An 11,863-nucleotide genomic window follows, 5' to 3' on the forward strand; every position below is an offset into this window, starting at 1 on the left:
CTCGGGAATGGAGGACGGGCTTGACGCCACTGCACGGGGCTGGGTACAAGGAGTGAAACCCTGCGGATCCCCCATGTTAGAGAAACTTCGCAAACGCCTGCAAGCGCATTCCCCCCGCCGCCTGACGCTGAAGCTACCCGAGGCAGCGGTACTCATCCCGTTGGTCGATCGGCCCGAGCCCGGTCTGCTGTTCACCCGCCGCGCAAGCCACCTGTCGACCCACAGCGGCCAGGTCGCCTTTCCGGGCGGCAAGCGGGAGCCTCATGACGCCGACCTGCTGGCCACCGCCCTGCGCGAGTCCGAAGAAGAGATAGGCCTGCCCCCCGGCCAGGTAGAGGTGCTCGGCCAGCTCTCGGATGTGCTGTCGCTGCATGGTCTCAAGGTCACCCCTTTCGTCGGGCTGATTCCGCCGGATCTGCCGCTGGTCCCGGACCAGGGTGAGCTGGACGCGATCTTCGAGGTGCCGCTGTCGCACTTTATCGATGACCAGCGTACCCACACCGACGTGATCCCTGTGGACGGCAACGACATCTATGTGCCGAGCTACCTGATCCCCGCCGATCAGGGCGACGACTACGTGATCTGGGGGCTGTCCGCCATGATGCTGGTGGAGCTGCTGGCCAAGGGATGCGACCTGGACATGAGCCTTTCTCGCCGCCCGGAGGGTAGACTACGCCATCTGCCTCCGAGAAGAGCGCCAAGATGACCAGGCACGGCCCCGCGATGACAAGACGAGCACCGATTTCATGAGCTACCCCGATCCCTGCCCCCTGCCGCCGCAACGGATGGAGGAGCTGGTGGACGCCCTGGTGGAACGCGGCTTCTATGTTGGTGAAGCGATGATCGACGCCGAGCTGTGCCAGGCGTTGCACGCCGAGGTCGAGGGCCGAGCGCACCAGCAGGCCCTGGCCCGGGCCGGCATCGGCCGCGGATCCGACTTCGATACCCGCGAAGACATTCGTGGCGACGCCATCCACTGGCTCGATCGGGAAACCCTGGCCCAGCGCCGCTATCTCGACGCCATGGGCGAACTTCAGCAGAGACTCAACGAGAGCCTGTTTCTCGGCCTGTTCGAGTACGAGGCGCATCTGGCCCGCTATCCTGCCGGAGCCTTCTACCGTCGACATCTCGACAGTTTCCGAGGCCGCGCCAACCGCGTGGTCTCCACGGTAGGCTATCTCAATCCCGACTGGCCGGAAGATGGCGGTGGCGAGATGGTCATCTACGCTGAACAGGACCCGCAGAGGGAGCTCACCAGGGTCGCCCCCAGGGCCGGCACCCTGGTGTGCTTCTTGTCCGAGCAGGTGCCGCATGAAGTACTGCCGACCCGCCAGCCCCGCGCCAGCATCGCCGGCTGGTTCAGACGCAATGCCTCGCTGGGTGGCGTGGTAGACCCGGCTCGCTAGGGCCTGATGACCATGCGCCACGACAGCAACGACGCTAAAGCCTCCAGCGCCGAACCGCGAACCGAAGAGGAACGCTTGCGCCAGCAGGTAGAGGCGCTCAGCGAACGGGTACAGCAGCTCGAACAGGAGAAGCGCCACTATCAGTGGCTGGCCGAGAGCACCACGGATCTGATCTCGCGCCACGACCACAACGGCGTCTTCCTTTACGCCTCCCAGGCCGCCAGGACCCTGCTGGGCTATGATCCTGACGACTTGATCGGTGTATCGGCCTACGACCTCTTCCACCCGGACGATCTGGCGGCGCTGCTGTCCAAGTCCCCTCGTATCTACTACCACGAGGGCTTCTACGAGCAGACCTACCGTTTTCGCACCCGCAGCGGCCACTACATCTGGTTCGAGACCACCAGCCGTACCCGTCGCGACCCCGCTACCGGCGAACTCACCGACGTGCTGTGCGTCTCCCGCGACGTCAGTCGGCGGGTCGAGTCCGAGGCACGCCGCGAGCGTCTGGCAAGGGTGGTGGAATCGACCACCGATTTTGTGCTGTTCTGCGACCAGGACGAACACGTGGTCTACTGCAATCAGGCCGCACGTAGCCTGTTCAGGCTCGACGAAGAAGGCGCAAGCACGACCATTGCCGAACTGTTGGTGCCCACGTCGGCACAAAGATGGCGTGAACAGGTGCTGCCTGCCGTCACCCTGGAGGGGCGCTGGAGTGGCGAGCTGGCCCTGGCCTCACCCTCAGGCGAGATCCCGGTGCTCAGCGTGGTCCAGCTGCACCGTGAACAGGGAGGGCAGACGCGACTGTCGATCCTCAATCGAGATCTCAGTCTGCGCCTGGAGGCGGAGGCCCAGGCACGCCGCCATCAGGAGCAGATCACCCACGCCAATCGCCTGGCGAGCCTGGGTGAACTGGCCACCAATATCGCCCACGAATGCAATCAGCCGCTGGCGGCCATGGGCAACTACGCCAGCGGCGCGCTGATGCAGCTCGAACGCGACCCCGACCAACCCGCCCACCAACTGGCGCTGCCCCTCAACCGCATCAACGATCAGATTCAGCGCCTATCCGAACGCTTCAAGCATATCCGTCGCTTCGTTCGCCGCGGCAGTCTTCACCTCGCGCCCCAGGATCTCGCCGAGATCATTGGCCAGGCCTGCGACCTGTGCGAGCCCCAGTGTCGGCACGAAGGCGTGCATCTGGCGTCACGCCTGGCCCCTGGCCTCGACCTCGTCATGGCCGACGCCATCGGCCTGGAACAGGTACTGGTCAACCTGATCCGCAACGCTCTCGACGCCTGTCGCGACATCGCCACTCCGCCCAGGCCTCCGTGCATTCGCCTGGAAGCCTACCCTCTTGGCTCCCGTGAATGCTGCGTGGACATCGTCGACGACGGCCCCGGCGTGGCACCAGAGCAACGCCAGGGCCTGTTTACGCCCTTCGTCAGCGGCCGCAAGGACGGTCTCGGCATGGGGCTATCGATCAGCCTGTCGTTGATCGAGGCCATGGGCGGCAACCTGGTGCTGATCGATGACGGCGACCCACCGAGCGCAGACGCTCTTGCCCCCGGTCCCGGTGCGAGGCGGCCAGAAGATCCTGACGCGCCACAGGGTGCGCGCTTTCGCATTACCCTGCCCTCCGCCTGAGCGCTTGAACAGCTGATACCTCGGCGCGCCCCCTGCCTTGAGGCGCCAAGCGCCAGCCAGGCGGAGATCAGGCACCAGGCTTCGTACGAAAACCCGGCGACCAGGCATCGCCTGGCACGGTCCCCTTTGGCCGGGGGATCGGCTAGCATAGGGGCCTGCCCGCGAGACTCGCCCAACCAGCGAAGTGACCATCATGCCCGTCGACACTGCTGACCAGCCAACCATCGCCATCATCGACGACGACGATGACCTGCGCGAGTCGCTCGCCTGGCTATTGCAGTCGGTGGGACTTGGCAGTCAGGGCTACGCCAGCGGCGACGCCTTTCTCGCCTCGTCGCGGCACCATGAGGTGCTGTTGCTGGACGTGCGCATGCCCGGCCTCAGCGGTCTGCAGGTCCAGCAGCGGCTGGCCGAGCGAGACCGTTGTCCTCCCCTGATCATGATGACCGGTCACGGTGACGTGCCCATGGCGGTCGCCGCGTTGAAGGCGGGAGCCTTCGACTTCATCGAAAAGCCCTTCAATCAGCAGCAATTGATCGATGTCATCCAGCAGGCGCTGGCCCACCACCAGCACCGGCAGCGGGCCCAGGCCGATCTCGAAGAGCTGCGGCAGCGATATGAAGGGCTGAGGGCCAACGAACAGGCCATCCTGGTCGAGGTGGCCCGCGGGCTTACCAGTCGCGAGATCGCCGAGAAGCTGACGCTGAGCGCCAAGACCGTGGAGGTCTACCGTCAGCGCATCATGAAGACACTCGGCGCCGATAGCCTGGCGCATCTGGTCAGGCTGGCCGTGGCGCTGGGATTGGTGGCAGCACTGCCCGGGCAGGATAGCGACGTCGGCCGAGATGCCGGCGCGCCGTCATGAGTCTGGTGATAAGGGCAGAGTGAGAGGCCACCAACTGGCAGCCGGCTCAGTTCGACATGCAGCAGGAAGTGAAGCAAAGCGGTTCAGGCCGAACGCCGTAGCCAGTCATCCGGACCCGCTAACCCCGGTCCCCTCAGCCGTGCCAGACGACTGGACAGCGGCTCCAGCCCAAGCGCCTGACGACGCCGATCGACGTCATCCGGCCGTTCGATGACGCTGGGTACGGGCCAGCCGTCGTCGCCGATCTCGAATTGGGTGCCATAGCGCTGGGGCCGACCGGTCAGGACCCTTATGCGATCTTCGAGAAAGGCCAGCTGCCACCCGGGCGCCTGGCCGGCGGCAACCGCCTGAATCAGTGCAGAACAGCAACGTTGCATGAAATCCACGTCGAAAACCGCGTGCATCGCGATGTACCAGGCTGCTTCGCTGCCGTCTTCCCCGACGGTGTCCTTGCCCGGCCAGCCGTGACGATCGATGACCGCAGACAGACGCTCGGCATTGGCCTGATGCAGCGCACGCACTCGCGGATGATAGTCGGCGGAGGGGATCTCCCCCGAGGCCGCGAGTTCATCCAGCAACGCTCTATCTTGCTCGGCCAGCGCCACCATCTGCTGGGCCAACATGGTATTCCTCGTGTTCATGCAACGCACCTCATTTGCAGGCCAGCTTGCCGACAACCTACAGCGTCCTAGGGTTACCCTTCGGCATCAATAGTCGATCCGCCGGGCGCTGCGTAGGAAAATGCCGACGCCAGAAGCATATTTCAGTGAAGAATCACGTATCTGGCTGTCCGTCATCGGACAACTTTGGTCCATGCTAGAGTCAAGCCAAGGCCACAGATATCCCTCCCCGGAGGCATCCTTCCCCAGGCAGGAGGCCGCCCGCGGATCATCTTTATGAGGAATACTGAATGAATTCGACCGATCGTCAGCACCTGCGCCGCTGCGTTGACCTGGCCAGGGAGGCCCTCGAGGCTGGTGACGAGCCGTTCGGCTCGCTGCTGGTGGACCCGCAAGGGCAGGTTCGCTTCGAGGATCGCAACCGCGTCGCCGGCGGTGACGCGACCCGCCACCCCGAATTCGCCATCGCCCGCTGGGCGGCCGAGCACCTCAGCGTCGAAGAGCGCGCGCACTCGACCGTCTATACCTCCGGCGAACACTGCCCCATGTGCGCCGCGGCGCATGGCTGGGTCGGACTCGGACGCATCGTCTACGCCAGCTCCTCAGAACAGCTCGGCGGCTGGCTCGGCGAGTGGCAGGTGGCACCTGCCCCGATCGCCCCGCTGCCGATCCAGACCATCGTGCCGAGTGCCGAGGTGGAGGGGCCGGTTGAGGAGTTTGCCGACGAGATTCGCGAGCTGCACCGGCGGCTCTATCGGAAGTGACGGAGGAAGGGGGAGCTGGGGTATCGAGAAGGCGGACAGCGGCGTCGAGTCGTTGGCCGGCGACGCCGGTGATCAACCGTCAGCTCAGGCTATCGAGCACGTCACCCACACGCAGGATGGCCCCCACGCCCTGCTCGACGACGGCATTCTGGCCAAAGAAGGCGCCCTTCCAACCGGGCTGGGTATCCATTTCCACCAGGGTCTTCAACGGCTCCTTGGCCGAGGGCGCCTCACCGCTGCGCTGATCCAGGGTGATGATCTTGCAGCGCTTGCATGGCTTGCGCAGGCCGAGGCGATAGCCGGGCCCGGCCAACGAGGCCCAATCCCGTTCGGCGAAGGGATCACCGCCCGACACCACCAGGTTGGGGCGGAAGCGCTCCATCGGCACCGGCGCCTCCCCCTTGGCTTCCAGCCGCTGGTTGAGCGCTGCCAGCGAGGCCTCGGAGGCGATCAGCAGGGGGTAGCCATCGGCAAAGGCGGTATGCACCACACCGCGCTCCGCCGCCGGCAGAAACTCGGTCTCTACCCAACGGCGCTGCTCGTGGGGCAGGCGCACCAGCCGCAACCGCCCCGCTTCGCGCTGGGGTTCTGGCAAGGACTTTGGCAAGGGCTTTGGCAAGGACTTTGCCAGCGCTTCTGCCAGCCAATTCGCCGCACCGTCGCCTTCGTCCAACGCCTGGCATTCGCTCTGCCAGACCCGCACCTGGCGCATGGCCGCCTGGGGTTCGTCCAGTGACAGCACGAGCGGCGCCATCCTGTCGTGGACCAGGCGCAGCGTGTCGGACGACAGTTCGACACCGATGGTCGCCAGGGCGAGGATCTCACGCTGGGTGACGAAACGCCCGTCGTCGTCGACCAGCATCCAGCGCCGATCGAAGGCGAGCCCGCGCTCGGTGAGTTCAGCCCGGGACAGCGCGATGCCGCGCAGCGACTTGACGGGGTAACAGGCGAGAGTGGAAAGCTTCATGGGCATCCTTGCCAGAGGGGCATCGTCTCAAGTTGGTGGCACGGGCACTGCACCAGTACCGGGCCAGCGTCAGCCTAACGCCAGTTCGACGGCCCTGCGGGCGTGAATGGCCGTCGTATCATACAGCGGAATCTCGGTGTCGGCCTGAGCGACCAGCAAGGCGATCTCGGTGCAGCCCAGTATCACCGCTTCCGCACCACCGGCCTTGAGCTCTTCCATGATCGACAGCATCACTTGGCGTGACGCCTGCTCGATTTCACCATGGCAAAGTTCATCGTAGATGATCCGGTGAACCTGATCGCGCTGAGCCTTCTCGGGTACCTGTACCTCGATACCGTAGGCCTCGAGCCGGTCCTTGTAGAAGCCCTGCTCCATGGTAAAACAGGTGCCGAGCAGCCCCACCCGCTTGACCCCGTCGGCGATCAGGGCATCGGCGGTGGCGTCGGCAATGTGCAACAGGGGGATATCCACCGCCTTTTCGATGTCTCGGGCCACCTTGTGCATGGTATTGGTACACAGCACGATAAGGTCCGCGCCCGCCTCCTGAACGCGCCAGGCGGCGTCGGCGAGCAGCCCGGCGGCATCCTCCCAGCGGCCCTGATGCTGAAAGGCCTCGACCTCGGCGAAGTCCAGACTGATCAAGGCAATCCTGGCCGAATGATGTCCACCAAGTGCGCGGTTCACATCCCGATTGATGACCTGGTAGTAGCTCACCGTGGACTCCCAACTCATGCCGCCCAACAGCCCGATGGTCTTCATAGCGCCCTCCCGAGGACTTCCCTGGCCCAGTCAGTGTTGCGGTACCGTCTACTTCAGCATACAAGAGTCATCGGTGGCTCACAGCACCCTCACCCTCAACGGCTTTCCTGTTTCGCGCATCTCGCATACTCTTAGCGGGCTAGCAAAAGTGCTACCACTACCTCCTCCGTCCCACGACAAGGAATCTCGATGACGGCCTCAGACACCCTCAAGCTGGTCCTGCTGTCGAGCCTGTGGGGACTGTCCTTCATCTTCATGCGGGTGGCCTCGCCGGAGTTCGGCGCCGTCCCGGTGGTGATGATCCGCATGGGGGTCGGCGCCCTGCTGCTGCTGCCCCTGCTGGCATCACTGCACTACCTGCGCCAGGTGCGCGACAATATCGGACGCCTGGCGCTGCTCGGCTTCATCAACCACGTGGTGCCGTTTTCACTGCTGGCCCTGGCGACCACCCAGCTCGAGGCAGGCTTCACCTCGCTGATCAACGCCACCACTCCGATCTTCACCGCGCTTATCGGCGCCGCCTGGTTCGCCACGCCGATTCGCCGACGTCAGTACCTGGGTCTGGCGCTGGCCTTCGTCGGTGTCTACGTGCTGTCCGCCGATCGGCTGGACTTCCAGCTGGGCGGCGATGGCTGGTACATCCTGGCGATTCTCGGGGCCACCTTCTGCTATGGCATCGCCGGCAACTATTCGAAGACCCACCTCGGCCATCTGCCGGTACGCGTGCTGGCCGCCGGCAGCTGCTCGATGTCCGGGCTGATGCTGCTGGTACCTGGGCTCCTGATGTGGCCGCAGCAAGCCGTCAGCATCGAGGCCTGGGGCAGCGCCCTGGCCATGGCGGTGCTGTCCACCACTGTCGCCTTTCTGCTGTTCTTCAGCCTGCTGGCCAGCGCCGGGGCTACCGCCGCCTCTACCGTGACCTTTCTGGTACCGGTCAGCGCCCTGCTGTGGGGCTATGTGCTGCTCGACGAGACCCTGGGGCTGCGCACCCTGGTGGGCATGGCCATCACCCTGGCAGGCACCGCTGTGGCCACCGGCATGCTGTCGCCGGGCCGGGACAAGGCCACGCGACCATTGCCCCGCTAGGCGCCCCCAGAATCCTCGCGCCTGAACGACAAAGCGGCCATGGCATTCGCCATGGCCGCTTCAATGCTCGCTGAAGGCTTGTGAACGAGACTCAGAAGTTGGGCTTGCGCTTCTCGACGAAGGCGCTCATGCCCTCGCGCTGCTCGTCGGAGGCGAAGCACAGGGCAAACAGGCTGGTCTCCAGCGCCAGGGCGCTGTCCAGATCCTGGTCCATGCCGTCGTGGATCACCTGCTTGGCACTGCGCACCGCGCCGGGGCCATTGCCGGACAACTGCTTGGTCAGGGTGGCGGCGTAGTCCTCGAGCTCGGCCTGGGACATCACCTGGTTGACCAGGCCAATGCGCAGGGCCTCCTGGGCGTCGATCTTGCGACCGGTGGTGCAAAGGTCAAGCGCCATGGCCGGGCCAACCCGACGTGGCAGACGCTGGGAGCCACCGAAGCCGGGAATGACCCCAAGCAGTACCTCGGGCTGGCCAAACACCGCGTTGTCGCTGGCCACCGCCCAGTCACAGGCCAGCGCCAGCTCGCAGCCGCCGCCGAGGCAGAAGCCGTTGACCAGCGCCACCACCGGCACCGGCAGCGTCTCGAGGCGCTTGATGGTCTTAAGCGCCTGACCAGCGAAGTCGCGCGCCTCGAGCGGGTTCATCTCGCGCATCGCGGTGATGTCGGCACCGGCCACGAAGGACTTCTCGCCGGCGCCGGTGATCAGCACCGCGCGCAGGCCCTCGCGACCTTCGAGCCGATCAAGGATCTCGGCCAGCGCCTCGATGACCTCGCGATTCAGGGCGTTCAACGCCTTGGGACGGTTGATGGTGAGGCGTACCACGCCATCGTTGTCGACCATCTCGACCAGTTGTTCGCTCACGAAATGCTCCTTGTCAGAGTTGTCAGTTGTCGGCGAGGCCCGCCTGGCGTCGGCGGAGCCTGGCGCGTTCGTCACCTTTGGCCCAACCCTAGCGAACGCTTGGTAGGCTCACAAGCCATCCTTTCGGCGCATGCCACCGCCTCAACCGCTGTAGTCGTGAAAGCCGCGGCCACTCTTGCGTCCCAGATAGCCGGCGTCGACCATCCGCTTGAGCAGCGGGCAGGGACGATACTTGGGATCGCCGAAGCCATCGGCCAGCACATTCATGATCGCCAGGCAGACGTCCAGGCCGATCAGGTCGGCCAGCGCCAGCGGGCCCATCGGGTGGGCGGCGCCAAGCTTCATGGCGGTGTCGATGTCTTCAGCGCTGGCCACCCCTTCCTGCACCAGGAAAGCCGCCTCGTTGATCATCGGCACCAGCAGGCGGTTGACCGCGAAGCCTGGGGCGTCGCCGATCGCCACGGCGGTCTTGCCCATGGACTCGGCCAGGGCTTCGACACGGGCCACGGTCGCGTCGCTGGTCTGCTCGGCGCGGATGACCTCGACCAGCTTGAGCACCGGCACCGGGTTGAAGAAGTGCATGCCGACGACTCGTTCTGGCCGCTGGCACACCGCCGCCAGACGGGTCAGCGACAGCGAGGAGGTGTTGGAGGCCAGCACCGCCTCGGGGTTGAGCTCATCGAGCTCCCGGAACAGGCGTTCCTTGAGCTCCGGCGCTTCCGGCGCCGCCTCGATGATCACCCCGCAGTCGGCCAGGGCCTGAAGCGAGTTGACCGTGGTCAGGCGCGCGCGGGCCTCGTCCCGCTGTTCGGCACTTAGCCGCTGCTTTTCCACCAGCTTGGCAAGGCCCTTGTCGATCGCCGCGCTGGCCCGCTCCAGGGCGGCCTCGGCAACATCATAAAGGCTCACCTCGAAGCCGCTTTGCACCAGCACCTGGGCGATGCCCTGCCCCATGGTTCCACCACCGACCACACCGATCCGCGTCTCGCTCACTAGCTTTCTCCCTTGATGGATATTTCCCTCGATCATGACACAACCACGCCGCCCCCGGTCACCCCGACGGCGGCGTCTGATGATCTGCTCCCCGCCCTGTCTCGGGCGGGCTTACCCTGCCATCAGCGGATGGCAGGCGGCGATCAGCTCTCCTTGGCCTGCTGACGCAGCACGAACTTCTGGATCTTGCCGGTCGAGGTCTTCGGCAGTTCGGTGAAGACGACGCGCTTGGGCACCTTGAAGCGCGCAAGCTTGCCCCGACAGTGCTCGATGATGTCCTCTTCGGTCACCTCACCGCTGGTGGCCTTGAGCTTGACGAAGGCGCAGGGGCTTTCGCCCCACTTCTCGTCAGGCTGCGCCACCACCGCGGCCTCTTCCACCGCCGGGTGGGCGTAGAGCGCATCCTCGAGTTCGATGGTGGAGATGTTCTCGCCGCCGGAGATGATGATGTCCTTGGAGCGATCCTTGATCTCGATGTAGCCATCGGCGTGCCACACTGCCAGGTCGCCGGTGTGGTACCAGCCACCATCCAGCGCTTCCCGGGTGGCGGCCTCGTTCTTCAGGTAGCCCTTCATCACATTGTTGCCACGCATCATGATCTCGCCGATGCTCTCGCCGTCCTTGGGCAATGGCTCCAGGGTCACCGGGTCGGCCACGCAAAGCGCCTCCAGCATGTGCCCACGCACGCCCTGGCGGGCCTTGATGCGGGCACGCTCCTCCAGCGGCAGCTCGTCCCAGGCCTCGCGCCAGGCGCACACCGTCACCGGACCATAGACCTCGGTCAGACCATAGACGTGGGTCACATCGATACCGAGTGACTCCACCCCGGCGATCACCGCAGCAGGCGGCGCTGCTCCTGCGGTGGTGGCCTTGACCGGGTGGTCGATGGCGCGACGCTGGGACTCGTCCAGATTGACCAGTCCGTTGAGCACGATCGGCGCACCGCTGAAGTGGGTCACCTTCTCGTCGGCGATCAGTTCCATGATCTTCTTCGGGTCGACCTTGCGCAGGCAGACGTTGACCCCGGCGTTGGCGGCGATGGTCCAGGGGAAACACCAGCCGTTGCAGTGGAACATCGGCAGCGTCCACAGGTACACCGGGTGATGTGGCATCGCCCACTCGAGGATGTTGCTCACGGCGTTGAGGTAGGCGCCGCGATGGTGATAGACCACGCCCTTGGGCTTACCGGTGGTACCGGAGGTGTAGTTCAGCGAGATGGCGTCCCACTCGTCTTCGGGCAGGCGATAGGGGTAGTCGGCGTCACCTTCGGCCAGCAGGTCCTCGTACTCGATCTCGCCCAGGCGCTCGGCCTGGCCCTCGAACTCGGGATCCAGCACGTCGATGATCAGAGGCGGTTTATCGAGGCCCTTGATCGCCTCACGTACCACCTCGACAAACTCCGGGTCCACCAGGATCGCCCGGGTCTCGGCGTGTTCCAGCATGTAGGCAATCGCCGAGGCATCGAGACGGATATTCAGAGTGTTGAGTACGCAACCGGCCAGGGGCACGCCAAAGTGAGCCTCGAACATCGCCGGCACATTGGGCAGCATCACCGACACCGTATCCCCCTTGCCGAGCCCACGACGCTCCAGCGCCGAGGCCAGTCGCCGGCAGCGCTGCCAGGTGGTGGCCCAGTCGCGGCGCGTCTGGCCGTGGACCACCGCCGGCAGGTCCGGATAGACGCTGGCCGCGCGTTCGATGAAGGTCAACGGCGAGATCGCCACGTGGTTGGCCGCGTTGCGCGGCATGCCCTGGTCGTAGATGTTGCTCATTAGACACTCCTGATTGAAGGTCGCATGCGTAGCCACTGGCGGCCTGCGCCTCGCTACGAGGGAAATGACGATGGCCGATCCTGAACAGAAGATAGCCGCCGGTGGACACCGACGGCCAA

The 11,863-nt window shown here is 65.2% G+C and carries 12 protein-coding genes; 6 read left to right on the forward strand and 6 right to left on the reverse strand.

The annotated features are described in order from the left end of the window. The first annotated feature begins 73 nt into the window (after window positions 1-73). The 4 genes from NH448_RS02840 to NH448_RS02855 all read left to right on the forward strand — a co-directional run bounded on the left by NH448_RS02840 (window position 74) and on the right by NH448_RS02855 (window position 3,918). On the forward strand, window positions 74-706 hold the full coding sequence (locus tag NH448_RS02840; RefSeq protein WP_052704359.1) for a CoA pyrophosphatase: 633 nt from the start codon (window positions 74-76) through the stop codon (window positions 704-706). A 40-nt stretch (window positions 707-746) separates the two neighbouring features. Then, window positions 747-1,406, forward strand: coding sequence for a 2OG-Fe(II) oxygenase (locus tag NH448_RS02845; RefSeq protein ID WP_045992895.1), 660 nt, complete (start codon window positions 747-749; stop codon window positions 1,404-1,406). A gap of 12 nt (window positions 1,407-1,418) precedes the next feature. Beyond that, entirely contained in the window at window positions 1,419-3,053 is a 1,635-nt protein-coding gene (locus tag NH448_RS02850) for a PAS domain S-box protein (protein WP_157033053.1), read from the forward strand. 193 nt (window positions 3,054-3,246) lie between these two features. Then, complete coding sequence (locus tag NH448_RS02855; protein WP_045992896.1) at window positions 3,247-3,918, forward strand: response regulator; 672 nt, start codon at window positions 3,247-3,249, stop codon at window positions 3,916-3,918. 83 nt (window positions 3,919-4,001) lie between these two features. Here the strand turns inward: NH448_RS02855 and NH448_RS02860 are convergent, their stop codons facing one another. Next, window positions 4,002-4,559: a DUF6624 domain-containing protein gene (locus NH448_RS02860; RefSeq protein WP_124804119.1), complete on the reverse strand. Its 558-nt coding sequence runs from the start codon at window positions 4,557-4,559 to the stop codon at window positions 4,002-4,004. Window positions 4,560-4,828: 269 nt separating this feature from the next. On the opposite strand from NH448_RS02860, the gene NH448_RS02865 reads away from it, so the two are divergent. Further along, entirely contained in the window at window positions 4,829-5,302 is a 474-nt protein-coding gene (locus tag NH448_RS02865) for a nucleoside deaminase (protein WP_045992898.1), read from the forward strand. A 79-nt stretch (window positions 5,303-5,381) separates the two neighbouring features. Here the strand turns inward: NH448_RS02865 and NH448_RS02870 are convergent, their stop codons facing one another. Both NH448_RS02870 and NH448_RS02875 read right to left on the reverse strand, forming a co-directional pair. After that, a complete protein-coding gene (locus tag NH448_RS02870; protein WP_045992899.1) occupies window positions 5,382-6,269 on the reverse strand; it encodes an MOSC N-terminal beta barrel domain-containing protein in 888 nt (295 codons plus the stop codon). 69 nt (window positions 6,270-6,338) lie between these two features. Further along, the gene (locus NH448_RS02875; RefSeq protein WP_045992900.1) at window positions 6,339-7,028 is read right to left on the reverse strand and encodes an aspartate/glutamate racemase family protein; all 690 of its coding nucleotides are present in this window, start codon (window positions 7,026-7,028) and stop codon (window positions 6,339-6,341) included. Between the two features lie 189 nt (window positions 7,029-7,217). Between NH448_RS02875 and NH448_RS02880 the strand changes: the two genes are divergently transcribed. Continuing rightward, window positions 7,218-8,114 (forward strand): DMT family transporter, encoded by an 897-nt coding sequence (locus NH448_RS02880; protein ID WP_045992901.1) that lies wholly within the window; start codon window positions 7,218-7,220, stop codon window positions 8,112-8,114. A 91-nt stretch (window positions 8,115-8,205) separates the two neighbouring features. Here the strand turns inward: NH448_RS02880 and NH448_RS02885 are convergent, their stop codons facing one another. From NH448_RS02885 to NH448_RS02895, 3 genes are all read right to left on the reverse strand, one after another. Next, complete coding sequence (locus NH448_RS02885; RefSeq protein ID WP_045992902.1) at window positions 8,206-8,979, reverse strand: enoyl-CoA hydratase-related protein; 774 nt, start codon at window positions 8,977-8,979, stop codon at window positions 8,206-8,208. 141 nt (window positions 8,980-9,120) lie between these two features. Further along, a complete protein-coding gene (locus tag NH448_RS02890; RefSeq protein WP_045992903.1) occupies window positions 9,121-9,972 on the reverse strand; it encodes a 3-hydroxybutyryl-CoA dehydrogenase in 852 nt (283 codons plus the stop codon). 143 nt (window positions 9,973-10,115) lie between these two features. Continuing rightward, the gene (locus NH448_RS02895; protein WP_045992904.1) at window positions 10,116-11,744 is read right to left on the reverse strand and encodes an acyl-CoA synthetase; all 1,629 of its coding nucleotides are present in this window, start codon (window positions 11,742-11,744) and stop codon (window positions 10,116-10,118) included. Window positions 11,745-11,863: the final 119 nt, after the last annotated feature.

The sequence above is a fragment of the Halomonas sp. OfavH-34-E genome, assembly GCF_024124525.1.
In the GTDB taxonomy this organism is placed as follows: Bacteria; Pseudomonadota; Gammaproteobacteria; order Pseudomonadales; family Halomonadaceae; genus Halomonas; species Halomonas litopenaei.

Excerpts from the sequence above, each read along its gene's own strand:
- NH448_RS02840 (WP_052704359.1), top strand. The coding sequence starts at position 74 with ATGTTAGAGAAACTTCGCAAACGCCTGCAAGCGCATTCCCCCCGCCGC.
- NH448_RS02845 (WP_045992895.1), top strand. The coding sequence starts at position 747 with ATGAGCTACCCCGATCCCTGCCCCCTGCCGCCGCAACGGATGGAGGAG.
- NH448_RS02850 (WP_157033053.1), top strand. The coding sequence starts at position 1,419 with ATGCGCCACGACAGCAACGACGCTAAAGCCTCCAGCGCCGAACCGCGA.
- NH448_RS02855 (WP_045992896.1), top strand. The coding sequence starts at position 3,247 with ATGCCCGTCGACACTGCTGACCAGCCAACCATCGCCATCATCGACGAC.
- NH448_RS02860 (WP_124804119.1), bottom strand. The coding sequence starts at position 4,559 with ATGAACACGAGGAATACCATGTTGGCCCAGCAGATGGTGGCGCTGGCC.
- NH448_RS02865 (WP_045992898.1), top strand. The coding sequence starts at position 4,829 with ATGAATTCGACCGATCGTCAGCACCTGCGCCGCTGCGTTGACCTGGCC.
- NH448_RS02870 (WP_045992899.1), bottom strand. The coding sequence starts at position 6,269 with ATGAAGCTTTCCACTCTCGCCTGTTACCCCGTCAAGTCGCTGCGCGGC.
- NH448_RS02875 (WP_045992900.1), bottom strand. The coding sequence starts at position 7,028 with ATGAAGACCATCGGGCTGTTGGGCGGCATGAGTTGGGAGTCCACGGTG.
- NH448_RS02880 (WP_045992901.1), top strand. The coding sequence starts at position 7,218 with ATGACGGCCTCAGACACCCTCAAGCTGGTCCTGCTGTCGAGCCTGTGG.
- NH448_RS02895 (WP_045992904.1), bottom strand. The coding sequence starts at position 11,744 with ATGAGCAACATCTACGACCAGGGCATGCCGCGCAACGCGGCCAACCAC.